Source organism: Streptomyces sp. HNM0645 (genome assembly GCF_030056615.1).
GTDB classification, from domain to species: Bacteria; Actinomycetota; Actinomycetes; order Streptomycetales; family Streptomycetaceae; genus Streptomyces; species Streptomyces marianii.
Genome location: NZ_JASHLT010000010.1, coordinates 61,000 through 86,500 on the forward strand (window position 1 = coordinate 61,000; position 25,501 = coordinate 86,500).

The following is a 25,501-nucleotide window of genomic DNA, read 5'->3' on the forward strand; positions in this document are numbered from 1 at the left end:
CGGCCGGGCGACCGCCCCGGCTACGGAACCGCCGCGCGTGCCCCGGGACCGGAGACGGCCGACACCGGCCCGTCCGCGCGGGGTACGCGCACGTCGTGCGCGAGGGCGCCCCGGGGCTGGAGCAGCGCGTCGGAGACGTCGAGCAGGGAGAGTCCGTCCCTCGCGCCGGCGGCCTGGAGCATCGACAGCGCTTCGGCGACGGGACAGTCCTCGCGTGCCGCGAGATACCCGGCCGCCCGGTGGATGCGTTCCCAGCGGGCCGCCCGGGTGTCGGTGGCCCAGACCGGGCAGTCGCACTCGTCGCTGCCGTGGACGGGGCGCCAGCGCAGCAGCGCGTCGAGCGCGAGGCCCGCCGCGTGCAGCCCCTCGGCGATATGAGCATCCGTCACTTCGGTGCGGACGGTGTAGTACAGGCAGATCACGCCGACCGGCGCGCGCTGGACGTGCAACGGGAACGCCAGCATCTGGTGGACGTCGGCGAGTCCCTCGTGGAGCGGCGATCCCGCGCGGCACGGCCCGCCGCGCACGTCCCGGACGTGGACCGGCCGCATGCGCAGGGCGGCACTGACGGACGGCCCGCCGCCCAGGGTGAACTGCGTTGCCTCGCCGCGAAGGGCCGGTTCGTCGGTGGCGTGGAGCAGCCTCCAGTGCTCCATGCGGGGCAGGAGCGACAGGGCTGCCCGCTGGGCGCCCAGCGCCTGGGTGAAGGCGGCGCACAACCGCTGCGGCAGGGTCCGGCGGCCGACTGCCGCGGCGACCGAGACGTCATGGACGATCGACGGTGGTTCCTCCAGCATGCTCAATTCCCTTCAGCCGTGGCTGCCGTGGGGCGGCAGCCCCGCGGGCGCGTCCCGGACGCATGTTCCGGACGCCCCGGGGATGCCCGTTCGTCTACCACGCTCCCGAATGCCTCATGTGCGTTCCGCCCGTTCCGTCCCGCATCGGGCACATTCCGGCGGACCGGACGGGAGCCGAACGGCTCCCGTCCGGAGCACCGCCCAGCAGGCGGACGGTGCTGCTCGCGCAACACGCCCTGGGCCGTTCGGGTCACGCCGGACCGGCCGCGGCGATTACCGTCCGCCATCACGGGTAGCCGGTCGATCACGTTCAGTGGCCGCACTGCCGGCGCGGGCCGGCAGAACGACCACGGCAAGGAGCGCGCTATGAAGAGCCGATTGGAAGCGTTGCTGGACCAGGTGCGGGAACGGGGCCGCTACGTCAGGCGGCAGGAGGCGGCCAGGGCCGTCGAGAGCGTCCTGGACGTCCTGGGTGCCCATCTCGTGGGCGACGACCGCAGCGATCTCGCCCGACTGCTGCCCCACCAGTGCGGCCCGCTGCTGACGGGCGGCCCACCCGCAAGCGAACCCCTCACCCCGCGCGGCTTCGTCGCAGCGGTCGCGGCCCGCGACCACGGCGACTTCGGCGAGGCACGGCGCGCCGTCACGGCCGTGCTCGGCATCGTCGCCGAGGTGGCGGACGACGCCCTGCTGCGCCGTATTCTGACCCAACTCCCCCCAGGCCACGCGGGGTTGTTCGGCCGTACGGAGCCGGTGTGAGCGGGGTGGAAGTGGCAGGCGGGCCGTCGTCGGACGCGGTTCGCGGAACCCGACCGGCCGATGGGCGAGCGACGAGGAATGCGCTCCGGTATCCCGGGTACGCGGACCGAGCACGGGGGCTGGAGACACGGACGACAGGGGTGGATGGCATGGCAGCCGTGACCGCAGTGACAACCGCGGCACCGGAGACGACGTCGACAGCCGGGGCGATCGGCCTCACGCACATCGCGGACCCGTCCAAGGTGGCTCCGCAGGACGCACGCGACCTCTCCCGTCAGTTCTTCGCCCGGCTGGCACAGCTCGAGGAGGGCACGCACGAGTACCAGTACGTGCGCAACACCCTCATCGAGATGAACCTGTCGCTGGTCAGGTACGCGGCGGGTCGCTTCCGCAGCCGGGGCGCGGACGAGATGGAGGACATCGTCCAGGTCGGCACGATCGGTCTGATCAAGGCCATCGACCGGTTCGACCTGTCCCGCGAGGTGGAGTTCACCACCTTCGCCGTGCCCTGCGTCGTCGGTGAGATCAAGCGCTTCTTCCGGGACACCAGCTGGGCCGTGCACGTCCCCCGGCGGCTCCAGGAGGCCCGCGTCGAGCTGGCCAAGGCCACCGAGGAGCTGCGGAGCCGGCTCGGCCGGACTCCCACGGTGAGGGAACTCTCCGAGCTGATGTCGCTCTCCGAGGAGGACGTCATCGAGGCCCGCAAGGCCTCCAACGCCTACAACTCCGCTTCCCTGGACGCCGCCCTCACGGGCGACAACACGCAGGACAGCGAGGCGGCCCTGGCCGACTTCATCGGCGAGGAGGAGGCGGCGCTCGAGCTCATCGAGGACTTCCACTCCCTCGCCCCCCTGATCGCCGAGCTCGAGGAGCGCGACCGCCGGATCCTGCACCTCCGCTTCGTGGAGGAGCTGACACAGGCTCAGATCGGCGAACAGCTGGGCATCTCCCAGATGCATGTCTCGCGGCTGCTCACCCGCATCATCAAGCGGCTCCGTGCCGGTCTGCTGGAGACCGGCACCGGCTGAGCCGCCGGACGCAAACAACAGACAGCAGACAGCAGACAGCAGACACATGCACGATCGGCGGTGGCCCCCGGCCCGGCAAGGGCGAGGGGGCCACCGCCGTTCGGCGTGGTGGGGTACCGCTGGGCCGTCGGCCCAGGACGGGACGTGCGGGTGCGCGCGGGAGGGCCCGTCCGGGCCGGCGACCGGGGAGGCGGCGCGGCGTCCGGCGCCGTATCACCGGACGCCGCGGCACCAGGTTCCTCGCCCGGCGCCACCGGTCGCGGCCCGGCCGCGCCCTCCCTCCCGCCTCACCACCGCTCGAGCGTCAGGACCCGCCGTACTCCGCGGGTTCCGGGGACTCGACGACGAGGAACGCGTCACCTTCCAGGTCCATGACCACCGTGGCGGACACGCCCCGCTCACGCCGCCTGGCGGCGCATTGCTCCGCGGGCCACGAGCCGCGCGGGCCGCCGGCAGGGAACGACTCGACGACTTCACCGACCATGACCGGCCACCCCAGTTTCCGTTCGTCGGAAATCCCGTGCACATTCCGGATGCCCCGGCCCAACATCTCTGACCGAATGGACGGCAAACACGGTCCGGGAACTGCGCGGGCGAAAAGGAATCGGGGCCCCGACCTCGCGCCGGAGCCCCGATGTTCACGCACGCACCGCGCGTGCGGCCGCTACCAGCGGTACCGGCGGCCGCGGCGACCGCCGGTCACCGCCGGGCGGATCACGAAACCGAGCAGCCACACCACCAGCACGACGACCGCGATCCACCACAACGCCTCGAGTGCGAAGCCCGCGCCGAAGAGAATCAGGGCGAGCAGCAGAACGAGCAGCGAAGGAACCACTTTCATCAACCTCCCGGAATCCACTTGCCCGCGTTCTCCCAGTACACGCGAGAGTGATTTCCCTTTCCCCTGGAGCCGTTTGCCCGGGATCCGTCCGGGAAATCCGCGAGGCACGGCGGGTTGGGCCCCGGGCGTAACGGAGCGCCGGGTGAGGCGTACCACCCCGCCTGCGTCCCAAGCGGCCGGATCCGCCCGGACGGCGGCCTCGTGACTACCGGCGCTGTGCGGGGACGGGCATACTCGCCACCATGGACGCGAGCAGCGAAGACCAGCCCCCCACCGACGTCGGGTTCCGGCACGACGGAGAGGGTCCGGTGGGCGTCCAGTACGCGGCCGGAGGTGCCTGGGTGATCGCCGCCAGGGGCGATCTGGACCTGACCAGCCTTCCGCCGCTGGACGCCGCGCTGACCGTCGCGTCCGCGGAGCACTCCCAGGTGATCCTGGACGTCTCCGGCGTCACCTTCGGCGACTCGGCCTTCCTGAACCTGCTGCTGCGCGTCCATCAGAGCGCGCACCTGCGCGTCGCGAGGCCGCAGCCCCAGCTGCGGCGGCTGCTGGAGATCACGGGGGCCGACCAGGTCCTGGACGTCAGGGACGACCTGGACGCCGTGCCCCGTCCCTGATGGGGCGCCGCCGCTCCGGAGCGGCCGGAGCGCGGCGGTCGCGGCGCGGCGGACGGTCCGGCGCGCACGCGGTCAGGGGCAGGACACGCGCACCGTGATGCGCTTGCCGACCGGCTCGCGCTCGACGGTGAATCCCTCGCACAGTGCCAGAACGATCTCCAGTCCGTGCTGGCCGACGCGCCCCGGGTCCGCGGCCCGCGCGAGGGGAAGCGTCGTGCTGCTGTCCCACACGGTGACCTCGATGCCCGACGGGATCCTCTCCAGGTCCATCGCGCACGGCCCGTGGGCGTACTTGTACGCGTTGGTCACCAGCTCCGACACGATCAGCTGGACGGCCCCCACCGTCTCCGAAGCGGCTTCAAAGCCGTGCCTGTCCACCAGGAACCGCGTGGCGAAGCCGCGGGCCTCGGCGATGCTCCCCGGGCCGCCGTCGTACACGGCGCCCGCCCACGCGTCGCCGGCCCATGCCGCGGCAGCTCCGCGGCCCGTCCCGATCACACTCGAACTCATCTGCTGGTCGTCCTGTTCGTGCCTGCCGTCCCTGGGTCGGCGCTCTCCTACCCCGAATCCGCGCGACGGCACCTCCCGGCGGACGGAAAACGAACCGGCGGCGAACGCAAGGGGTCGCTTCCGGTCGGATCCAGGCCCTGCGTCCCCCGCCCGGGACCGCGCGCCGCGTGGGGGCGACGTGCTTCAGGAGCGGGGCAGCCGCACGACGGTGACGAAGAAGTCGTCGATCTTCCTGATCGCGGCGATGAACTGCTCCAGGTCGACCGGCTTGGTGACGTAGGCGCTGGCGTGGAGCCGGTAGCTGCGCAGGATGTCCTCCTCCGCCGCGGACGTCGTCAGCACCACCACGGGGATGTGGGTGAGGTCCGAGTCGGCCTTGATGCGCTCGAGCACCTGCCGTCCGTCGTACTTGGGCAGATTGAGGTCGAGGAGGATCAGGTCGGGGCGCGGGGCGTCCCGGTGGGCTCCCCTCCGGTAGAGGAAGTCCAGCGCCTCCTCGCCGTCGCGCACCACGTGGAGCGTGTTGCCGATCTTGTTGTCCTCGAACGCCTCGCGGGTCATCAGTTCGTCGCCCGGGTCGTCCTCGACGAGAAGGACCTCGATCGGCTTGGTGGCGTTCATACGTGATCTCCAGTGGTGAGGGGCTCGTGGCCGTCCGGGGACGGGCCCGCCCCGGGGTGCCGCGGTGCCGCGCCCGTGGACTCCGTCTCCGCGGGAGGTTCCTCCGCGGGGACGGCCGGCAGGGTGAAGTGGATCCGCGTCCCCTCGGGCTGGTCGGTGTCGATCCAGATCCGGCCGCCGTGGTGCTCCACGATCTTCTTGCAGAGGGCCAGGCCTATGCCCGTACCGGTGTAGGCGTCCCGGCCGTGGAGCCGCTGGAAGATCACGAAGACCTTCTCCGCGAACTCCTCCGGGATGCCGATGCCGTTGTCGTCGACACGGTAGTGCCAGCCCGGGACCTCGCCGTCGTCCTCCGCCTCGACGGTGACGCGGACGAGCGGCGGGCGGCCGGGGGCCCGGAACTTCACCGCGTTGCCGATCAGGTTCTGCCACAGCATCGTCAGCAGCATCGGATCGCCGGTCGTGGAGTGGAGGTCGTCCGGGCGCTCGACGACGGCCCCCGCCTCCTCCACGGCCGTGCCGAGGTTGGCCAGCGCCCCGTCCAGCGCGGAGTCCATTCCGACGGTGTCACTGGCGTCGTTGAGCCGCCCCACCCGGGAGTAGGTCAGCAGATCGTTGATCAGGACCTGCATGCGCTTGGCGCCGTCGACGGCGAAGTCGATGTACTGCTTGGCCCGGTCGTCGAGCTGGTCCCCGTACCGCTTCTCGAGGAGCTGGCAGAACGAGGCCACCTTCCGGAGCGGCTCCTGCAGGTCGTGCGAGGCGACGTAGGCGAACTGCTCCAGCTCGGCGTTGGAGCGGCGCAGTTCCACCGTCTGTTCGTCGAGGACGGCCGTGCGCTGGGCGAGCAGTTCCTCTCGCTGCTGCGAGGCCCTCAGGGCGTCGAGGACGCGGACGCGCATCGCCTCGACGGCGACGGCGAGGTGCCGGGTCTCCGAAGGCCCGCCGGGCTCGATGCTGTGCTCGAAGTCGCCGTCGGCGACCCGCTGGGCCGCCGTGCGCAGCCCGTCCAGCGGCCGTCCGACGGCCCGGTGGAGCACGACCACCAGCACCGCGACGAACGCGACGAACGCCGCCAGCATCCCTGCGAGGACCCAGTTGTGGCCGGTGCGGGTACGGTGCATCTCCGCCCTGGCGGTGGTCCGTTCCGTGGTGAGGGTCTCGTTCAGCTCGTCGAACCGCTCGCGGAGCCGGTCGAAGGCGACCTTGCTCCGCTGGAGTTCCGTCGTCGCGGACGCGGGCAGAGTGCCCTGGCGGGCCCGTTCCACGAGCGGCCCGGCGTGGCCGGTCCGCCAGGCCTCGGCCGCCTCCTCCGCCGCCGACACGACGGAGAGCAGGGCGGGGTCGCCGGCGAGCGCCTCGCGCAGGGCCCGCTCGGCGGACTCCTCCTCCTTCTGCCCCTGGGCGTAGGGCTCCAGCCAGCGGGTGTCCCGGCTGAGGACGAAGCCGCGCACCCCGGTCTCCTGGTCGATGAGCGCCTTCTGCATCCGGTACGCGTCCACCCGGGCCGGCTGGATGCGGTCGACGAGGTCGTCGGACTCGGCGGCCGTCCGGGAGAGCAGCTGCGCCCCCACCACGGCGAAGCCCGTCACCACGACGAGGATGGCGGCCAGGACGATCCCGAGCCACATCGGGACGGTCAGCGCGGTGCGACGGTCCCGCGCGGGTGGTGCGCCGGTGGGGGGCAGCGGTTCTTGGCGGCTGGTCACTTCTGCTTGTTCCATTCGAGGTGGAGGAGGGCGACGTCGTCGCTGTGGCCGCCGTGGTCGGCCGAGAGGGCGCGCGTCTCCGCGATCACTGCGGTGACGAACTCCTCGGCGGGCCGGCCGGTGTAGCGGCCGGCGAGCGCGAGCAGGCCGTCCTCGCCGAGCCGCCCCCCGTCGGAACTGACGCGCCCCTCGAAGAGTCCGTCGGTGAACAGGGCCAGGCCCCCCGCGGCAGGCAGGTCCAGATGGTCCTCCCGCCAGTGGCAGCGGCCGTCGGGGAGCAGGCCGAGCGCCGGCCCGACGGCGGTCTCCACGAGCCGCACTCCCCCCGGTTCCCGCAGCAGCAACGGCGGGTGACCGGCGCGGACGACCTTGGCCTTGGTGAGACCCGGGGGCAGTTCCACGGTCGTGACCGTGGCGAAGATCTCGGCGCCGGTCCGCTCGGCCACCAGGACCTTCTGCATGAGTTCGCACACACCGGTGCCGGTGACACCGGCGAGGGTGAAGGAGCGCCAGGCGACTCTGAGGCACACTCCGAGCGCGGCCTCGTCGGGGCCGTGTCCGGAGACATCGCCGATGACGGCGTGGACCGTGCCGTCCGGAGTCTCCACGACGTCGTAGAAGTCACCGCTGAGCAGACCGAGGGACCTGCTCGGTTCGTACCGGGACACGACCTGCACCCCGGCGCCGTGCAGGAGCGGCGAGGGCAGCAGTCCCCGTTCGAGCCGGGCGTTCTCCTGGGCGCGCATACGGCTGGCCTCCAGGGCCATCGCCGCCTGCTCGATCTGGCGGCGCTGCACCGCGTATCTGACCGATCGCGCCAGCACGGTGGGCTCGAAGACACCTTTGATCAGGTAGTCCTGGGCGCCCGCCGCGACGGCGGAGAGACCCACGCCTTCCTCGGCCAGCCCGGTCAGCACGACCACCGCGGCGCCGGGCGCCTCGGCCAGCACCTGACCGACGACGTCCAGTCCCTGGGCGTCGGGCAGGTGCAGATCGAGCAGCACGCACTGGGCGGGAGGGCCGTGCTCGCCGCTCAGCTCCCTCCGCGCCTCGGCCATGGAGCGGGCGCGGGCGAGCCGGACGGCGAGACCGCTGTCGCGGAGGGTCTCCTCGACGAGGAGCGCGTCGCCGTCGTCGTCCTCGACGAGCAGGATCGTGAGGAAGGAGTCGCCGTCGGCCGCGAGGCCGGCCGGTGACACGCGCGCCAGAGGCACCTGCGGGACCGACGCCCTCGGCCCCGGCACCTCCTGGCCTTGCCCTCCGACAGGGCTCCTCACAGCCGACCTCCCCATACCCTCGGCCGCACGCGGGCCGTGGGGCGCATGCAGAATACTTGCCGCTCGCGAATAATTGCACTCGCGTGGCTCCTGCTCGACCGTACCGTCCCGATCAGGTCAAACGGCGCGTGGATCTTGCTCGTTCACCCTCGCACGGCGATGGCGGCGGGCGGCACCCCGGGCCGTGTGGCCAAAAGTGAACCCTGGCCGGGCGGAGGCCCCGCACCGGCCGTGGCCTGCGGTCCGGCGGCGGGCACCCGGATTCACCCCGGGCCGAACGGACGCTGAGATTCCGGAAACGTGGCGGAGGTCACGCCTCGCAGGCGGTCCGCGCCTCGGCGCCGCACGGTTCATGCCCGGGAACGGAGTGGGTCTTGTCTCATCGCCGGCCGCTCGCCCGCGCCGCTCGCCGGCGGCGGCGCCACGCGGCGGCGCCTCCCCCCGCGGCCACAGCGAGCACGGCGGCAGCGATCCGGAGTGCGGCACGGCCGGTGCGTGCCCGCGGGACGGGCCCGCCGGCCTCCGGCACGGGCGACCGTCCCTCGTCCGGCGTGGCAGGCCGTCGGCCCCCCGGAACGGGAAGCCCCCCTTCGCCCGTCTCGCGTGCGAGGCGGGCCCACACCCCCGGCGGCGGCGGTCCGACCAGGTCCGAAGGTGTCGCCGAGCGGACGGCCCGGACGAGGCGGCGCAGCGAGTCGAGTTCCCCGCGACAGGCGCCGCACGTCCGCAGGTGCTCCCGCACCCACGGAGCCGCCTCGTCGAGCACGCCGCCCGCCAGCGCGAGCTCGGCCAGGTCCGCCGGATCCGGATGCCCCGTCATCCGGTCACCGGTCACCGGTCACCGTGCGCGCGGGCCGCGGGGCCCCGGACGTACGGCGACCCCGCGCGCGCTCCCCGCACTCGCCGCCATGCGGGCACCCGCTGCGGGTTCCGCGGCGTCTCGGCACGGAACGTCCTGCGATATCGACGCGTCCTGTCATCTCGGATGTCCTGTCGTCTCGGCTCGGGGCGGGGCGGGGCACCGGAGGCCCCCACACCCCGTTCCCGCGGAGGACGGCGGCCGGATGCGGACGGGCGGACCGGGCGGACGGGGGATGCCCGGAGGCGCCGCCCTCCGAGGATTGCGACGCAGAAACGTTGCAAGTTGTGGGGCTGCGGCGCGGTGACGAGTCTGACGGTGCTGCGGCGCACGGAAGCGCCCAGGCACGGCAGGCCCGGTCCCAGCGAACGGGCCCGTGTCCGGAACCAGCGCCGGGCCGGACGGCCCGGCACGAGGAGCCGAGATCATGGTCCTTGTCGGATCCGCAAGGCCCCACCGCCCTTCCGCGGTTCCCGGGCCGGGTGCCTCCCGCCCGGCACCCGGAGTCGACGTGTCCCACCCGGCGCCCGGAGCCGACGTCCCCGGCCGGGCGCCCGCGGCCCGCGGCCCTCGCCCGGCCCCCGGGACCGGCAGCGCAACCGCCCCGGGCGACCCCCGCGACGACGCCGCGCTGGCGGCCGGGTTCGTCGCCGGCGAGGAGGGTTCGCTCGAGGTCGTCTACCGCCGCTGGGGCTCTCTCGTGTACACCCTCGCCCGGCGGACCCTGGGGGACGAGCGCGAGGCGGAGGACGTGACGCAGCAGGTCTTCCTCGCGGCCTGGCGCGGACGCCACGGCTACCGGCCGGGACGGGGCGGGCTCGCGGGCTGGCTGGTCGGCATCACCCGCCACAAGGTCGCGGACGCCCTCGCCGCCCGTAGCCGGCGCGCCGAACTCGTCGCCGCCGCCGGTGCGTTCCTCGCCCCCGCGCCCGCGCCCGCCGCCGGTGCCGGACCCGAGCAGGTCGTCGACCGGGTGCTCGTACTGCGCGCCCTGCAGGATCTGCCCTCCGCCCAGCAGCACGTCGTACGGCTCGCGTTCTACGCCGACCTCACCCAGACCCAGATCGCCGAGCGGACCGGACTCCCCCTCGGCACGGTCAAGAGCCATATGCGCCGCGCGCTGCTGTCCCTTCGCCGCTCGCTCGCGACGACGGCGTGAGGCGTGCTCGCGTCGCTCGGTCCGCGACACGCGCCTCGTGACTGCATCCGACGGCAGCCCTTTCGCGGAAGCATCGACGGCATGGCCTTCCCGCCCGGGAAGGCCGCCGCCGTGCCGTCACCACCGCGGGAGGGACCACCGTGCACGACGTGGACGTCGTCATCGTCGGTGCGGGTGCGGCGGGTCTGTCCCTGGCCCGCCGGCTCACCGCACCGCAGGCGGGATCCGGTTCGCGCCTGTCCGTCGCGCTGGTCGACGCCCCGGCCGGGCCACTGCGCCCGCCGCCGCGCACCTGGTGCTTCTGGGAGGAGACCGGCGGCGAGTACGACGACGTCCTCGCTGCGAGCTGGGACCGCCTGCGGGTCACCGCCCCGGACGGTACGGCGGTGACCGTCCGGCCCGCGCCACTGCGTTACAAGATGATCCGCTCCACGCACTTCGAGGAGCGCACCGGCACCCTGCTCTCCCGGTCCGGCTGCCTGCGGTACGAGGCCGTCGTTGACCGGGTACGGGATCTGCCCGGTGGCGGCGCCGAGGTCCGCGGGCGGGACGGCACCGGCGCGGAGTTCCGGCTCCGGGCCCGTTGGGCGTTCGACTCGCGGCCGCCGCGGCGGCCGGGTGCCGCCCGGACGACGCTGCTCCAGCACTTCCGCGGCTGGTTCGTCCGCACCGCCCGTCCGCGGTTCGACGACGGCGTCGCCGACCTCATGGACTTCCGCACACCGCAGCCCGGCCGGGGCCTGGCGTTCGGCTACGTCCTGCCGCTCGGCCCGCGGGAGGCCCTGGTGGAGTACACGGAGTTCTCCCCGGCCGTCCTCGGCACCGCCGCGTACGAACGGGCCCTGCGCCACTACACCGAGGACGTGCTGGGCCTCGGCCCGTTCCGCGTCACCGCCGCCGAGCAGGGCGTGATCCCCATGACCGACGCGCGCCTCCCCCGCAGGGCGGGCAGGTCCGTGTTCCCCATCGGCGCGGCGGGCGGCGCGACCCGGCCCTCGACCGGCTACACCTTCGCCGCAGCGCAGCGCCACACCCGGGCCGTCGCGGACGCGCTGGCCCGGGGCCGCACCCCGCTGGTCCCCGCGCCGCACTCCCCCCGCTCCCGGCTCATGGACGCGGTGCTGCTGCGCGCCCTGGACACCGGGCGGGTGGACGGCGCCGCGTTCTTCACCGGGCTCTTCCGCGAGGTGCCGGCGCACCGCCTGCTGCGCTTCCTCGACGGCGGCACCCGCTGGTGGGAGGACGTCCTGATCGGGTTGCGCACCCCTGTACGGCCGATGCTCAGGACCGTGCTCGAACTGCCCGTGCTCCCCCGCCGCGCCCACGTGCCCGGCGGGTTCGCGGGGCCCACCGGGTCCGCCGGACCCCGGCAGCCCGACCACTAGGCCCCGTGCCCTGGCCCGCTACCCGTCCCCGTCCGCCGTCCGAGGAGTTGCCGATGTCCCTGCTGCACGACGCCGACCTGTCGGCGGCGTTCGACCACGCCGCCCGCTCCTACGACCGTATGGTCGCGGCCAATCCCGGCTACCACCGCCAGCTCCGGCGCTCCGCCCGGCGGCTCGGACTGCCGGGCGGGGGCGTGGGGATGCGGGTGCTGGACCTGGGCTGCGGGACGGGGGCGTCGACCGCGGCGCTGCTCGCGGCCGCCCCGTACGCGGAGATCACGGCGGTGGACGCGTCGGAGGGGATGCTGGCCCGGGCCCGGCGCAAGTCGTGGCCCCGAAGCGTCTCGTTCGTGCACGCCGCCGCCGAGGGGCTGGGCGGGGCCGGAGTGACGGGGCCCTTCGACGCCGTCCTCGCGGCCTATCTGTTCCGCAACGTCTCCGACCCGGACGAGGTGCTCGCCCGGGTGCGCGGTCTGCTGGCACCGGGCGGACGCCTCGCCGTCCACGAGTACACGCTCAGCGGGCGGCCGGCGCACCGCGCCCTGTGGACGGCCGTGTGCCGGGGGCTGGTGCTGCCCGTCGCCCGGTGCGCGGGGGACGGCTCGCTGTACGGGCATCTGTGGCGCAGCGTCGTCCGGTTCGACACGGCGGACGCGTTCGCGGCGCGGATGGAGCGGGCGGGGTTCACGGGGGTACGGATCCTTCCGCTGCCCGGGTGGCACACGGGCATCACGCACACGTTCGTGGCGAGGGTGCCTGCCGCGGAGGGCGAGGGCGAGTGAACGACGGGAGCAGGCACACCGGCGGAGGACCGGGGCGCGTGAACGGCGGCGCGGACGGCCGGGCTCACGCGGACCCCGACGGGGGCGCCGTCGCCCGCGGCCGGGACCGGCGCTCGCGCGTGCTTCCCGCCCGGCCCGGCCGGGCACGGGTGGACGGATCCGCCCCGCACGCCGGGATCGTGGGCGGCGGCATCGCCGGTCTCGCGGCTGCCACGGCCCTGGCGGAGCGCGGTGTCGCCGTCACGCTCTACGAACGCGACTACGGGCTCGGCGGCAGGCTCGCCGGCTGGCCCGTCGAACTGGCCGACGGTTCCGTCGCCACGATGAGCCGGGGCTTCCACGCCTTCTTCCGGCAGTACTACAACCTGCGCGCGCTGCTGCGCCGGACGGACCCGGGACTGCACTCGCTCACCCCGCTGCCCGACTATCCGCTGCGGCACAGCGGCGGCATGCTCGACAGCTTCGCGCGCGTGCCGCGCACTCCCCCGCTCAGTGCGCTCGGCTTCGTCGCGCAGAGCCCGTCGTTCGGCTGGCGCGGCCTCCTGCGGATGGACCCCGGGGCCGCGCTGCCGCTGCTGGACGTGCGCGTGCCCCGGATCTACGAGTCGCTCGACTCCGTGAGCGCGGCGGACTTCCTCGCCCGGATCCGCTTCCCCGAGGCCGCGCAGCACCTCGCGTTCGAGGTGTTCTCCCGCAGCTTCTTCGCCGATCCGCGGGAGCTGTCGGCGGCGGAACTGGCGCTGATGTTCCACATCTACTTCCTCGGCTCCAGCGAGGGGCTGCTGTTCGACGTCCCCCGGGAGCCCTTCCCGCAGGCGCTGTGGGAACCGCTGGCGGAGTATCTGCACCGCCGCGGGGCCACGATCCGTACGGCGACCCCGGTCGACTCGGTCGAACCCGCGCGCGACGGACGGCTCACGGTCACCGCGGCGGGCGGCACGGCCACGCACGACGCGGTGGTGCTCGCGCTGGACACGGCGGGCCTGCGGCAGGTGGCCGCGGCGTCGCCCGGGCTGGGCAGCGCGCAGTGGCAGGCGGGCGTCGCGGCGCTGCGCACCGCGCCCCCCTTCCTGGTGTCCCGGTTCTGGCTGGACCGGCCCGTGGCCGCGGACCGGCCCGGGTTCCTCGGTACGAGCGGCTACGGCGACCTGGACAACATCAGCGTCCTCGACCGCTGGGAGGGGGAGGCGCACCGGTGGGCGCTGCGGACGGGAGGCTCCGTGGTGGAGCTGCACGCCTACGTGGCCCGCACCGACAGGGGCCGGGCGGCCGTACGGGACCGGCTGCTGGGGCAGCTGCACCGCGTGTACCCGGAGACCCGCGGCGCCGGGGTGGTCGACGAGCGGCACGAATGGCGCGACGACTGCCCGCTGTTCGCCGTCGGCGGCCACGGGGCGCGGCCGACCGTCCGCACCCCCGACCCGGCCCTGATGGTGGCCGGGGACCTGGTCCGCACGAACCTGCCGGTCGCCCTCATGGAGCGCGCGGCCACGAGCGGCTTCCTGGCGGCCAACGCCCTGCTCGCCCGCTGGGGCGTGCGCGGCCACCCGCTGCGCACGGTCCCCGCCATGGGCCGCTCGGCGCTGCTGCGGGCCCTGGTGAGACTGGGGGCCCGGTGAGGCCTACGGGGGACGACCGGGGAGTGCCGAGGGGCCATCTTTCGTACCGGCATCAGCGGCCGAAGGGCGCGGCCACCGACCGGCCGTCACCGTCGCTGTCACAGGCTGACCGGCACCGGCCCGCAGTCACCGCCACCGTCGCCCACGGGGCGACGCGAGCGCAGCGACGGCCGCCCGGAACAGCGCCGCCCCACCCGCCGTCAGCCCGGGAAGCGGCCCGTGCTGCGCAGGTGCCAGCGGCGTTCCGCATAGGCGAGGTCGTCGCGCCAGAGGCGGGCCGCCGCGGCGCGCATCAGCGGACGCAGGGCGGGGGCGGCGGCGCGGGCCGCGGCGAAGCCGGGGCGGCCGGAGACGGCGACCACCGCCTCGACGACCGCGGTGCGCGGCCTGCCGAGGCGGTCGGTTCCGAGCGGCGTGGCATGGGTCTCGACGACGGAGCCCTCCCCCTCGCCGCCGGTGATGTGCATGACCACCGTACGGGGTTCGGGTGCCGTGAAGACCGCCGTGACCGGGACGACGACCCGTCCCGCCACCTTGAACGACACCTCGACCGTGAACGCGTCGCCCTCATCCGCCGTGCCGGGGCCCCCACCGGTGCCGGGGCCCGGGGCGTCGGCCACCGTGAGGTCGACGAACGAGTACGGATGGAACCAGGAGCCGTGCCAGGGGTCGAGGCGGTTCGCCACCACGTCCTCCGGCTCGCAGACTCCCGCGCCGGTGTACACGGCCGCGACCGACGCCGCCGGCCGCGGCCGTGCCGGCAGCACCGGCCGTTCCAGCGGCTCCTCGCCGCCGACCTCGTCCAGCCGGACCCATGCGAGCACACCGTCGTCGTACGCCGGGAAGGGCTCCCAGCCCGCGAACGGCCCGCCGTCCAGGGCGAGTCCGTGCCAGTGGCAGATGAGTGTTCCGCACCGGACACGGCTGTCGCGCAGGGGCGCTCCGAGGTGGGGACACGCGCCGGGTCCGGCGACCAGGCGTCCGCCGGAACCCCTCCAGGCGACGACTTCGACCCCGGCGACGGTCCGGCCGAAGGGGGCGCCCGGCCGGACGGCGCGGGCGTCGCCGAGGACGTACCAGTTCCCCGACGGACGGGCGAGCGCGCGCTTGAGCGCGCTGTCGATCAGTGCCGGGCGGGCGTCCGGCCAGGTGGGCCGCTGGCGCTCCCACACGGTGGCGGGGCGGCGCAGCCGCAGGGGCAGGCGGCCGCGGCGCGGGCCGGTGCCGGGCGCGGTGGGGCGCGTCATACGGTCGTCTCCTCCACGGTCGGTGCGAACGCCTCGTGCCGGTGCGACCGTTCGGGCCGGACCGGCTCCGCCGGACGGCGCGATGCGGCGAGACGGGCGGCCGCCACCCGGGCGAGACCGTCGAGGGCGACCGCCGCCCGGCGGGCCGGAGCGACGACGGCTCGGCGGTGCACGCACGCGTACCCGTCGTCGGAGATGGCTTTCAGGATGCCGCCGTACAGGACGAACGCGGTGCGGATGCAGGGCCTGGACACCGGGTCCAGCATGGGCAGTCCCGGTGCCGCCTCCCGGTACACGCTCCGGGTGAGCGCGGCAGCGGCCCTGAGGGCCCCGGTGATGCGGGGGTCGCGCCGGCCCGTGGCACGGCTCCAGAGCAGCAGGTCCCGGTCCACGCCGTGCGCGGCGAGCAGATCGGCCGGGAGGTAGACACGTCCGCGGTCCAGGTCCTCGCCGACGTCGCGCAGGAAATTGGTCAGCTGGAAGGCGACTCCGAGGGCGGCGGCGTGCGGAGCCGCCTCCTCGCGGGGGACGACCGTGCCGAGGACGGGCAGCATCTGCAGTCCGATCACGGCGGCGGAACCGTGCATGTAGCGGCGCAGTTCGCCGTAGTCGGCGTAGTCCGTCACCTCCAGGTCGCTGCGCATCGATGCCAGGAAGTCGGTGAAGTGGTGGTGGTCGATGCCGTAGCGGCGGGCGGTGTGCGCGAGCGCGTGGACGACGGGCTCCGGGCTGCGGCCGACGCGCAGCCCGGAGTCGAGGCGCTCCGACAGCCGTCGCAGCGCGGCCGCGCGCTCGACGGTGGTGGCGTCGCTGTCGAGGTCGTCCACGATGTCGTCGGCCCAGCGGGCGAAACCGTACAACGCGTGGACGGCGGGGCGGCGTTCGACGGGCAGCAGCCGGGTGGCGAGGAAGTACGTCCGGCCGTGGCGGGCGTTGAGCCGGCGGCAGTCGGTGTAGGCGGCGCGCAGATCGGGGTCGGTGATCCCGGCGGCGTCGAGTTCCCGGCGCGTCATGCGGTCCCGCCTTTCGGAGTGCGGAGGGTGTCGGCCGGTGCCGGGCCGGGCCGGGACGTACCGGTGTCCCGACTGCCGTTCGCGGAAGCGGGCGGACGGTGCGCTCCCTTCGCGGCCCGGTGCGCACCGGTGATGCGGGCGGCGGCGAGCTTCCCCGAGATCAGCACGGTGGGCACGCCGACTCCGGGCGTGGTGCCGCAGCCCGCGACGACGGCGTTCTCGGTGCCGTTCACGAGGTTGCGCGGCCGGAACGGTCCGGTCTGGGCGAAGGTGTGCGCGACGGAGAACGGGGTGCCCGCGGCGTGGCCCCCACGGGTCCAGTCAGCGGGCGTGACCAGGCACTCCTCCTCGATTGCCGCGTCGATGCCGGTGAGGCCGCGGCGTTCGAGCTCGGCGAGGAGACCGGCCCGGTAGCGGGGGGCGAGATCCTGCCACTGCGCCGCGCCGGGGCCGACGTCGGTGTTGGGACAGGGGGCCAGGATGTAGTGGACGTGCCGGCCGGGCGGCGCCAGGCCCGCGTCGGTGGCGGTGGGCCGGGTGATGAGGAGGGACGGGTCCGTCATCAGGCGCCCGGTGCGCGTCAGTTCGCGGAACGTGCTCTTCCAGGCGGCGCCGAACGAGATGGTGTGGTGCGCCAGGCCGGGCCAGGTGCGGTCGGTGCCCGCGTGCAGGACGACCGCGGACGGCGAGTGGCGCAGCGCGAGGGGCCGCCGGGGCTCGCGGCCGAGGAGCCGGTAGGTGGCCGGCAGGTCGGGGGTGAGCACGACGGCGTCGCAGGGCAGCCGCTCCCGGTCGGTCACCACGGCGGTGACGCGTTCGCCGGTGCGCTCCAGCCGCGTGACCGTCCGCCCGTACAGGAGGGTCGCGCCCGCGTCGGCCGCGGCGCCGGCCATGGCGCTGGGCACGGAGTGCACTCCGCCCCTCGGGAAGTGGACCCCGGCGACCGTGTCCATGTAGGCGATGACCGCGTAGGCGGCGAGGGCCCGGGACGGGGCGACTCCGGCGTAGAGGGACTGGAAGGAGAAGACCCGGCGCAGCCGTTCGTCACGGAGGAAGCGACCCACCCGGGCGTCGAGACGGCCGAAGCCGCCGAGGGCGGCGAGACGGGCGAGGTCGGGGGTGAGCAGTTGCAGCGGCGAGTCGAAGTTGGCGTCGATGAACCGGCCCATCTGCACCCGGTACAGCTTCTCCAGCCAGCCGCGCAGACGCCGGTAGCCGACCGCCTCGCGCGCGCCGGCGAAGCGCTCGATCTCGGCCTCCATGGCCTCGGGCCGGGTGTGCACGTCCAGGACGCCGCCGTCGGCGAACGTCGCCCGGTACGCCGGGTGCAGCGGGACGAGCTCCAGCCTCTCCTCCAGCGTGTCGCCGACCGCCGCGAAGGCGTCGGCGAGGAGACCGGGCATGGTGACGACGGTCGGTCCCGTGTCGAAGCGGTAGCCGCCCTGCTCGATCCGGCCCGCCCGGCCCCCGGGCAGGAGGTCGCGCTCGACGACCGTGACGCTGCGGCCCGCACCGAGGAGGTGCAGCGCGGCGGACAGGCCCGCGAGCCCGGCTCCCACCACCACGACGTGGTCGGTGCGCCCCCTGACGGTCCTCATCGGCTGCTCCTGTCGGCCGCCGCACCCCTCGGGCGCCGCGCGGCCGGTCCACCGCCCGGTCGGACACGCCGGGCGGCCGGGTGCGGGTGGGCAACGGGGTTCGCGGGCTCGGCGGCAGTCGGCGTCTCGGGAGCGTCCGCGGCCGAGTGCACCGGCCCGGCGGCCGCAGACGCCACGGGAGCTTCCACGGGCGGCCCCTCGGCGGCGGCCGACGGCACCGGACGGGCGGGCACGGGCGCTCCGCACGGCCCGGGCCCGGCGGACGGGGCGGACACCGCCTCGTCAGGCGTCACGCCGTCGTCCGTCGCCGGGAACCCCTGCGCGGCGGACGCCTCGGACGTGGCCCCGGCCTCGGGTACAGGCCGCCCGGCGGGCGGCGCTTGCGCCGCCGAACGCGGCGGTACGGCGGGCGCCGGACCGGCCGTGGGACCGGTGGGGGCGGCCACCGCGGCCAGCAGTGCCCGCAGCCGACGGGCCGGGGCCGGTTCCAGGGCGGCCGCAGCGAGCCGGCGTTCACCGGCCGCGAGCAGCCGCCCGATCCGCTTCTCCACGGCCTCCAGGGCACCGGTGTCCGTGAGGACCTCACGCACCCGCAGCAGCCGATCCTCCGTCAGATCCGCGTTCCCGAAGGCGCCTTCGAGGACGGACAGTGCCGCGCGGTCCCGGCGGGACCCGGCCCGGGCCCGGGCGACCGCGACGAGATACGTGGGCTTCCCGGAGCGTATGTCGTCACCCGACGGTTTGCCGGTGAGGAGGGGGTCGCCGAAGACGCCCTCGATGTCGTCACGGAGTTGGAAGGCGGTACCGGCGTACCGGCCCGCCGCGCACAGGTCGAGGACCGTCCGCGGGTCGGCACCCGCGACCGCCGCACCGAGGGCGAGCGGCCTGGCCACCGAGTACAGCGCGGTCTTGAGGCAGGCGGTGCGGATCGCCCGGGCGGCGGAACGGGAACCGGTCGCCTGCCCGTGGAGGTCCAGGTACTGGCCCGCCACCATCTCGGTGCGCATGGCCCGCCAGTTCTCCAGCACTCCGTTGCGGACGGCGTCGCCGCCGAAGTCCGTCCCGGCGACGATGTCGTCGGCCCAGGCGAGGGCGAGGTCGCCGGCCAGGACCGCCGCCGAGGACGCGAACGGGGCCGCCGCGGTGGCCGGTGACACGGCGGAGGGGTACCGGGCGGCCAGCCGGGCGTGGAACGAGGGCCCGCCCCGGCGGCGCGGCGAGCCGTCCATCACGTCGTCGTGGACGAGGGCGCAGGTCTGGATCAGCTCCAGCGCCGCGGCCGTGCGGAGCGCAGCGGGCGTCTCCGGCGCCGCTCCGCCGCAGGCCCGCATCGCCCACCACAGGAAGCGGGAGCGCATCCGCCCGCCCCCGTCCAGGGTGAACCGTGCGACGGGCGCGGCCACGTCTGCCGCGAAGTCGCCGTCGAATACGGCGGCGCCCGCCACCCGTTCCCTCAGTAGGAGGTCCAGCTCCCGTCCCACCGCGGCGGGTACGTCGGCGTCCACGGCGGCCGGTGCGACGGCGCCCCCCGCCCCGCAGGAGGGCCCGTCCGTCTCACGGTTCCGGTCCGTCTCACGGGTCGGGTCGGTCGTACGGGCCGAAGCCGTCCCGGGGCGCGGAGACGTCCCGGGGTTCGAAGCCGTCTCACGGTTCGGAGCTGTCCCCGGGTACAGGGCCGTCCCGGGGTTCGGCCCGGTCGGGGTCGGTGTGTGTGGCCCCGGTCGGTACATGCGGTCCTCCGCGTCGGTCGGCAGCTGTCACTCGTCCTTCCGCGGAGGGGTGGCGTTCGGATGCGCCCGGCACGGCGCGGCGCGGAGGCCGGTGCCGACCAGTCGACCACGCCCCGGCGCCATCCACGGCAGCACACGGGCGGACGGGAGCCCGCTTCCGCCCGATTGCCTCATTCGCCGGGCGACGGGGCCGTCCCACGTCCCCTCGCCCCGCATCGGCGGCAGCCGCTCAACACCCCGGTGCCGGGCGGCACCGGACAGCGGCCGTCTCCGCCCCCGGACGAGGCCCCGCGGCCGCCCACCCCGCCGTCTGGCCCACCACGCCGTGCCGTGCGGCGCCGCGGCCGGCGGCTCAGGGCGCCGACCGCCCGCGCCGACGCTCCTGCTCCAGGAGTTCGGGGAGATCGGGGAGTCGGTCGAGGCCGGCGACGGGCCGGGCCATGCGGTGGTTGCGCGACAGCCGCTCCCGGTGCCGGTGGAGGAACAGCCAGTAGCCCGCGGTGTACGGACAGGCCCGGTCGCCGACGCGTTCGGCGGGCCGGTAGGCGCATCCGCCGCACAGATCGCTCATCCGGTTGATGTAGGCGCCGCCCGAGGTGTACGGCTTGGTGGTCACGAGCCCGCCGTCGGCGTACTGGGACATGCCGATGACGTTGGGCAGCATGACCCAGTCGTGGCCGTCGACGAAGTTGCGGTGGAACCAGTCGGTGACCTGCACCGGGTCCCAGCCGTCCTGCAGGGCGCGGCTGCCGAGGACCATCAGCCGCGGGATGTGGTGCGTCCAGCCGGTGTCCCTGACCTGGGCCAGCACGGTGGACAGACAGCGGGCGGTGACCGCGTCCGCGTCCAGCCCGGCGAACCAGTCCGGCAGCGACCTCCGGTGGCGCAGCACGTTGCGGCGCCGGTAGTCCTCGCCGAAGTGCCAGTAGAGGTGCCAGACGTACTCGCGCCAGCCGGCGATCTGGCGGACGAATCCCTCGGCCGACGCCACCGGCACCCCGCCTTCGCGCCATCCCCGTTCGGCGCGTTCCACGCACTCGGCGGGATCGAGCAGTCCCAGGTTGAGCGGCGCGGACAGCATGCTGTGGCTCATCCAGGGGTCGTCGGCGAGGACGGCGTCCTCGTACTTCCCGAAGCCGGCCAGCCGGTGTTCGGCGAAGCGGTCGAGCGCGGCCAGGGCCTCGGCGCGGGAGGCGGGGAAGAGGCGGGGACCGTCGCGGCCGGTGAAGGAGACGTCGCCGGCGCGCTCCCAGGAGTCCAGATCGCGCCGGACCTCCTCGTCGATCTCGTCCTCCCGGGCCGTCCACGGCGACGGAGCGCCGAGGGTCGAGCGGCCCCGCGGGGGCGGTTCGCGGTTGTCCCGGTCGAAGTTCCAGCGGCCGCCCGCCGGTTCGCCGCCGTCCATCAGCAGGTCGTGGCGCCGGCGCACCCAGCGGTAGAAGTCCTCCAGCCGCAGGCTCCCGCCGCGCCGTTCCGCCGCCCAGGCGGCGAAGTCCTCGCGGGGCACGAGGAAGCCCCGCGCGGGCAGCACGTCGACGTCCGGCAGCCCGGCGACGAACCGGGCTGCGGCGTGCGAGGTCGGGTGGCGGACCGTCGTACGGCTCCTCCCCGCGACGCGGGCCAGCCCTTCCCGGTAGGTGTCGGCTTTCACGTAACGGACCCGGTCGCCGAGTTCGGCGGCGCGGTGGCGCATGGCCGAGAGCACGAGGTGGGCCTTGGCGCGGTGGAAGCTCCGCCGGCGGAACGCGGCACGGGACTCGATCATGACGATCGGCGCGTCCTCGTCGGGTCCGTCCACTCCGGGCTCGGTGAAGCGGGGGCCGAGCTGGTCCCCGAAGAGCAGGTGTCCACGGGGCGTACGGGGGCGTTGTGCACGACCGGACATGGGCGCTCCTCTCAGCGCGGGAACAGTGCCTCGACGACGTCCACCGCGGAACCCAGGCCGTGCAGCCGCAGGGTCCCCGGGTACGCGCCGCCCGACCAGCCGGGTCCGGCGAGGAGCACGGAGGTGCGCTTCCGCGCGCCCTTCACGCCCCAGTGGATGCCGGAGACGATCCGCACCAGTGAGCGGTCTGCGGTCGACCGGGACTGGGCCCAGAGCACCACGGCGGCCGGACCCAGACGGCGTACGGCCTCGTGGAGCGCGTCCGCGGGCAGTGCGGGCCCGAACATCCGGGCGGGAAGACCGCGTTCCCCCAAGGCGGCGGCCAGCGCCTCGACGGGAAGGCTGTGCTGCTCACCGGGTACGCAGGCGAGCAGCACGGGCGGCGCGTCGGGCCGTTCCGCCGCGGGCCGTACCCGGCGCAGTGCCGACGACACGTGCCAGGACAGCAGGTGCTCGACCTCGACGTAGCGCTCGCCGGACGTCGCCCATTTGCGCCCCACGGCGTGCAGGGTCGGGGCGATGACCTCCTCCCAGGCGACGACGAGACCGTGCTCGGCGAGCACGGCGTCCAGCAGGGCGTCGACGGCGGGGGCGTCGAGACGCACGGCGGCGCGGGCCAGCCCCCGGCATTCCTGCCGTACGTCCCCGAGGGGCAGGGCGTTGGGTCCGCCCGGCGTGTGCGAGGCGGGGGCGTTCCGCTGCCCGGTCGGCGCGGCCGGTCCGCGGCGCAGCGACGTCGCGGGGGTGCTCATCGCCGCGCGCGCGGCCTCGGCGGGCGGGACGCCCTGGGCGGTGAGCCGGCACATCTCCTCGAGCCGGGCGATGTCCTCGGGCGTCCAGCGGCGGTGCCTGCCGTCCTCGCGCATGGCGGGGCCGATCGCGTAGCGCCGTTCCCAGGATCGCAGGGTCGTGGGCGCGACACCGAGCCTGCGGGCGACCGCGCCGGTGCTGAGCGCGGCGGTGACGCCGTCCTCTGCCGGGCCCTCCGGGCCGCCGTCGGCCTTCACCAGGCCCATGGTACGGCGCCGGGTGCGGCCCACCGCCGCGGCGGACGGGCCGCCGTTGCGGTCCGGGCGGCCGTTCACCGTGCCCGCCCGGCCAGTACCTCCCGGGCCGCGCGGGTCCCGGAGGCCATGGCGCCCTGGACCGAACCCGTGGCCCGGTGGTCGCCGCAGACGTGCAGCCCGTCGGCGATCCTCGTGGTGCGGCTCAGCGGCCACGGCGGGTCCATGGCGGGGAGAGCGCCCCGCACGGTGCGGGCCGCGAGGAGCTCCCAGCCGCCGGTCTCCGTCCCGTACACCTCGGCGAGCACGTCGCGCAGCGATTCCTCGCGGCCGGGGGCGTCGGCGCCGAGCACCGAGGTCGAGAGGAGCGCGCGGCCGTCGGGCGCGTAGCCCGGCACCACCTCGGACAGCACCGCGGTGTTGAGGAAGCGGCCCGCCGCGTCGAGCAGCAGCGTCGGTTCCCCCAGCGGCGGGGCGGCCGCCGCGTGGTGGTACGTCGTCACCGTGCGGGTGCGGGGCGGGTCCGTGCGGGGGACGAGGGCCGAGGCGGTGGCGGCGTCGGTGGCGACCACCACGGAGGGTGCGGTGCGCACCGATCCGTCGGCCAGCGTGACACCGCCGTCGGTGACGGCGGACACCGGCGTCCCCGTCTCCACGGTGCCCGCAGGCAGTCCGCCGGCGAGCTGGGCGGGGACGGCCCCGATACCGGCGGCGGGCAGCGTCATGCTGCCTCGGACGAAACTGCGCCAGACCAGGTGGAACATCCTGCTGGTCGTGCGCAGTTCGTCCTCCAGGAACACGCCGGCGAGGAACGGGCGCACGAGACCGTCCACGACCTCCTCGGACACACCGGCCCGGGAGAGCTCGGTGAGCGTCGTGCGCTCGGGGAGCCCCTTGAGCACGCGCGGTGGCAGCAGGGTGTCACGGGCCGTCAGGGCACCGAGGGCCAGCAGGTCGCGTGCCGGGACGCGGCGACCGGTGACGAGGGCGGCGGCGTCGCGGGGCCGGCGGGTCGGATCGCCGAACCGGATCCTGCCTTTCGGTGTGTGCACCAGGACGCCGGGGGTGAAGGGCCGCAGCCGCAGGTCCGCCAGTCTCAGCCGACGCTTGACCTGGGGGTAGGAGGTGTTGAACACCTGGAAGCCGCGGTCCAGCAGGAAGCCCTGGTAGCGGTCGGTGCGCATCCGGCCGCCGACCGCGTCGGAGGCCTCCAGCACGGCCACCGAGAGGCCCGCCGCGGTCAGGTCGAGGGCGCAGGTGAGACCGGCCAGGCCGGCTCCCACGACGATCACGTCGGTGTGCGTCCCGTGGGGCCTCTTCATCACTGTCACCGTCCTCGGTGTGTGGTGGGTGTGCGGCTCGGTGCCGGTGTGCCGTCCGGGGGTCCGGTACTCCACGGCGGTTCCGGTACCCCTCGCCGCGTCGCCGGGTGCGCACCGGCCGCCTGTGGCGCTCGCGCGTACGCTCAGCGGGTGCCGCGGCCCTCCCTGAACCGGGTCAGTCCGTCACCGAGCGCCACGATAGGACCGGGGTAGTCCAGCCGGGCACGGTCGGCGCCGGGCAGTTTCCAGGGTTCGTGCACGGCGGATCCTCCGACGCCCTCCAGTTCCGGCACCCAGCGGCGCACATAGGTGCCGTCGGGGTCGTAACGGTGGCCCTGGCGGACGGGGTTGAGCACCCGGTTGGGCCTGGTGTCCGTGCCGGTGCCCGCGACCCACTGCCAGTTGAGCTGGTTGTTCGCGAGGTCGCCGTCGACCAGCAGCTCCAGGAAGTACCGGGCGCCGACGCGCCAGTCGACGTACAACGTCTTGGTGAGGAAACTCGCGGCGAGCAGCCTGCCGCGATTGTGCATCCAGCCCTCGTGGCGGAGCTGGCGCATCGCGGCATCGACGACCGGATAGCCGGTGCGGCCGTTCTTCCACGCCTCGATGTCGGCCCCGGCCTCCTTCCCGGAGCGCCAGCGGTCGTGCCGGGGCCGGTAGTCGGCGGCGGCCGCGTCCTGCCGGGCGGCGAGCACCTGGTGGTGGAAGTCGCGCCAGCACACCTGTCGTACGAAGGCCTCGGCACCCGGCCCGCCGGCCGCCCGGGCCCGGTGGACGGCCTCGGCCGGGGAGAGGGTGCCGAAGTGCAGATGGGGCGAGAGCCGGGACGTCGCGTCGCCCGCCAGGTCGTCGTGGCGCTCGTCGTAGCGGGAGAGACCGCCGCGTGCCCAGGCGCTCAGCCGCTTGCGCGCCTCGCGTTCGCCACCGTGGGCGAGCCCTTCCGACACTCCCCCGGCCTTCTCGGCATCCGTGCGGGAGGGTAGCGGCTCGGAGCGGATCCCGTCGGGCACCAGGACCGTGCGCGGCGCCGCGAGCACGCCCCGGATCTCCTGCTGCGACCAGCGGCGGTGGTACGGCGTGAACACGGCGAAGTGGTCCCCGCCGGACGGGACGACGGCCCCGGGGGCGAGGGCGGTGACGACCGCGTCGTGGACGCGCAGCGCGCGGCCGTCCTCCTCCAGCGCGGTGCGCAGCCGCCCCTCGCGTGCGTGGGCGTAGCCGCTGACGCCGGCCGCCATGTGCACTTCGCCGGCGTCCGCCTCCCGCGCGACCGCACGGACCGCCTCGACGACGTCACCGGAGCGGACGACGAGCCTCCCGCCCCGTTCGCGCAGTCCTTCGTCGAGGTCGGTGAGGCAGTCGGCGAGGAACGCGCGCCGGTTGGGAGGCGCGAATCCCGCGGCCTCGACCCGGTCGTCCCGTACGAACAGCGGCACCACCCGGTCCGCCGCCGCGAGTGCGGAGCGCAACGGCGGATGGTCGTGCAGACGCAGGTCGGAGGTGAACAGGACGACCGCGGCGTTCATGGGACTCCAGGCTGGGACGGAAGGGATGGATGGCGCGGATGGGACGGTCCGGTGCGGGGACGGTGGGCCGTGGGCACCGGCCGTCCGGGGGTGGGGCGGCGTCCGGCCCCGGCGGCGCGTACCTCGGGACGTCCGTGTGGACGGGCCGTCCGGGGTGCGCCCCGGGGAACCGACTCACGCGCCGCGGGACGCTCCCGTACGGTTCTTCCGCCG

General features: G+C 74.9%; 22 protein-coding genes. 7 read left to right on the forward strand and 15 right to left on the reverse strand.

Features of this window, described 5'->3' with window-relative positions; all coding sequences use genetic code 11:
- Window positions 1–20: 20 nt before the first annotated feature.
- On the reverse strand, window positions 21–797 hold the full coding sequence (locus tag QMZ92_RS08550; protein ID WP_283296624.1) for a GAF domain-containing protein: 777 nt from the start codon (window positions 795–797) through the stop codon (window positions 21–23).
- A gap of 366 nt (window positions 798–1,163) precedes the next feature.
- Here QMZ92_RS08550 and QMZ92_RS08555 point away from each other — a divergent pair, with 366 nt between their 5' ends.
- On the forward strand, window positions 1,164–1,556 hold the full coding sequence (locus tag QMZ92_RS08555) for a DUF2267 domain-containing protein (RefSeq protein ID WP_269727692.1): 393 nt from the start codon (window positions 1,164–1,166) through the stop codon (window positions 1,554–1,556).
- Window positions 1,557–1,705: 149 nt separating this feature from the next.
- Entirely contained in the window at window positions 1,706–2,584 is an 879-nt protein-coding gene (locus QMZ92_RS08560) for an RNA polymerase sigma factor SigF (protein ID WP_283296625.1), read from the forward strand.
- A 304-nt stretch (window positions 2,585–2,888) separates the two neighbouring features.
- Here the strand turns inward: QMZ92_RS08560 and QMZ92_RS08565 are convergent, their stop codons facing one another.
- Together QMZ92_RS08565 and QMZ92_RS08570 are read right to left on the reverse strand one after the other, a co-directional pair.
- Window positions 2,889–3,068, reverse strand: a complete 180-nt coding sequence (locus QMZ92_RS08565) for a DUF8839 family protein (RefSeq protein ID WP_283296626.1) — start codon at window positions 3,066–3,068, stop codon at window positions 2,889–2,891.
- Window positions 3,069–3,248: 180 nt separating this feature from the next.
- A complete protein-coding gene (locus QMZ92_RS08570) occupies window positions 3,249–3,419 on the reverse strand; it encodes a hydrophobic protein (RefSeq protein WP_283296704.1) in 171 nt (56 codons plus the stop codon).
- 248 nt (window positions 3,420–3,667) lie between these two features.
- Between QMZ92_RS08570 and QMZ92_RS08575 the strand changes: the two genes are divergently transcribed.
- Entirely contained in the window at window positions 3,668–4,042 is a 375-nt protein-coding gene (locus QMZ92_RS08575; RefSeq protein WP_283296627.1) for an STAS domain-containing protein, read from the forward strand.
- Window positions 4,043–4,114: 72 nt separating this feature from the next.
- On the opposite strand, the gene QMZ92_RS08580 is transcribed toward QMZ92_RS08575, so the two are convergent.
- From QMZ92_RS08580 to QMZ92_RS08595, 4 genes are all read right to left on the reverse strand, one after another.
- Window positions 4,115–4,552, reverse strand: a complete 438-nt coding sequence (locus QMZ92_RS08580; RefSeq protein WP_502962014.1) for an ATP-binding protein — start codon at window positions 4,550–4,552, stop codon at window positions 4,115–4,117.
- Between the two features lie 183 nt (window positions 4,553–4,735).
- Window positions 4,736–5,173: a response regulator gene (locus tag QMZ92_RS08585; protein WP_283296628.1), complete on the reverse strand. Its 438-nt coding sequence runs from the start codon at window positions 5,171–5,173 to the stop codon at window positions 4,736–4,738.
- Entirely contained in the window at window positions 5,170–6,804 is a 1,635-nt protein-coding gene (locus QMZ92_RS08590; RefSeq protein WP_502962020.1) for a sensor histidine kinase, read from the reverse strand. Before QMZ92_RS08590 ends, QMZ92_RS08585 begins: the two co-directional genes overlap by 4 nt.
- Window positions 6,805–6,878: 74 nt before the next feature.
- Window positions 6,879–8,174, reverse strand: coding sequence for a PP2C family protein-serine/threonine phosphatase (locus QMZ92_RS08595; protein WP_502962015.1), 1,296 nt, complete (start codon window positions 8,172–8,174; stop codon window positions 6,879–6,881).
- Window positions 8,175–9,445: 1,271 nt separating this feature from the next.
- Here QMZ92_RS08595 and QMZ92_RS08600 point away from each other — a divergent pair.
- The 4 genes from QMZ92_RS08600 (at window position 9,446) to QMZ92_RS08615 (ending at window position 13,963) form a co-directional block, all read left to right on the forward strand.
- On the forward strand, window positions 9,446–10,177 hold the full coding sequence (locus QMZ92_RS08600) for an RNA polymerase sigma factor (protein ID WP_502962016.1): 732 nt from the start codon (window positions 9,446–9,448) through the stop codon (window positions 10,175–10,177).
- A gap of 140 nt (window positions 10,178–10,317) precedes the next feature.
- Entirely contained in the window at window positions 10,318–11,562 is a 1,245-nt protein-coding gene (locus QMZ92_RS08605; protein ID WP_283296632.1) for a lycopene cyclase family protein, read from the forward strand.
- Window positions 11,563–11,615: 53 nt separating this feature from the next.
- Complete coding sequence (locus tag QMZ92_RS08610; RefSeq protein ID WP_283296633.1) at window positions 11,616–12,344, forward strand: class I SAM-dependent methyltransferase; 729 nt, start codon at window positions 11,616–11,618, stop codon at window positions 12,342–12,344.
- Between the two features lie 38 nt (window positions 12,345–12,382).
- Window positions 12,383–13,963 (forward strand): FAD-dependent oxidoreductase, encoded by a 1,581-nt coding sequence (locus tag QMZ92_RS08615; protein ID WP_283296634.1) that lies wholly within the window; start codon window positions 12,383–12,385, stop codon window positions 13,961–13,963.
- Window positions 13,964–14,163: 200 nt separating this feature from the next.
- Here the strand turns inward: QMZ92_RS08615 and QMZ92_RS08620 are convergent, their stop codons facing one another.
- The 8 genes from QMZ92_RS08620 to QMZ92_RS08655 form a co-directional block, all read right to left on the reverse strand.
- Window positions 14,164–15,210, reverse strand: a complete 1,047-nt coding sequence (locus QMZ92_RS08620) for a Rieske (2Fe-2S) protein (RefSeq protein WP_283296635.1) — start codon at window positions 15,208–15,210, stop codon at window positions 14,164–14,166.
- The gene (locus QMZ92_RS08625; protein WP_283296636.1) at window positions 15,207–16,223 is read right to left on the reverse strand and encodes a phytoene/squalene synthase family protein; all 1,017 of its coding nucleotides are present in this window, start codon (window positions 16,221–16,223) and stop codon (window positions 15,207–15,209) included. Before QMZ92_RS08625 ends, QMZ92_RS08620 begins: the two co-directional genes overlap by 4 nt.
- The gene (gene crtI / locus QMZ92_RS08630) at window positions 16,220–17,821 is read right to left on the reverse strand and encodes a phytoene desaturase family protein (RefSeq protein ID WP_283296637.1); all 1,602 of its coding nucleotides are present in this window, start codon (window positions 17,819–17,821) and stop codon (window positions 16,220–16,222) included. Before crtI ends, QMZ92_RS08625 begins: the two co-directional genes overlap by 4 nt.
- Window positions 17,818–19,326 (reverse strand): polyprenyl synthetase family protein, encoded by a 1,509-nt coding sequence (locus tag QMZ92_RS08635; protein WP_283296638.1) that lies wholly within the window; start codon window positions 19,324–19,326, stop codon window positions 17,818–17,820. Before QMZ92_RS08635 ends, crtI begins: the two co-directional genes overlap by 4 nt.
- Before the next feature lie 577 nt (window positions 19,327–19,903).
- Complete coding sequence (locus QMZ92_RS08640; RefSeq protein ID WP_283296639.1) at window positions 19,904–21,436, reverse strand: cryptochrome/photolyase family protein; 1,533 nt, start codon at window positions 21,434–21,436, stop codon at window positions 19,904–19,906.
- 11 nt (window positions 21,437–21,447) lie between these two features.
- The gene (locus QMZ92_RS08645) at window positions 21,448–22,452 is read right to left on the reverse strand and encodes a MerR family transcriptional regulator (protein WP_502962021.1); all 1,005 of its coding nucleotides are present in this window, start codon (window positions 22,450–22,452) and stop codon (window positions 21,448–21,450) included.
- A gap of 65 nt (window positions 22,453–22,517) precedes the next feature.
- Window positions 22,518–23,762 (reverse strand): NAD(P)/FAD-dependent oxidoreductase, encoded by a 1,245-nt coding sequence (locus QMZ92_RS08650; protein ID WP_283296641.1) that lies wholly within the window; start codon window positions 23,760–23,762, stop codon window positions 22,518–22,520.
- Between the two features lie 143 nt (window positions 23,763–23,905).
- Entirely contained in the window at window positions 23,906–25,288 is a 1,383-nt protein-coding gene (locus tag QMZ92_RS08655; protein ID WP_283296642.1) for a cryptochrome/photolyase family protein, read from the reverse strand.
- Window positions 25,289–25,501 lie beyond the last annotated feature (213 nt).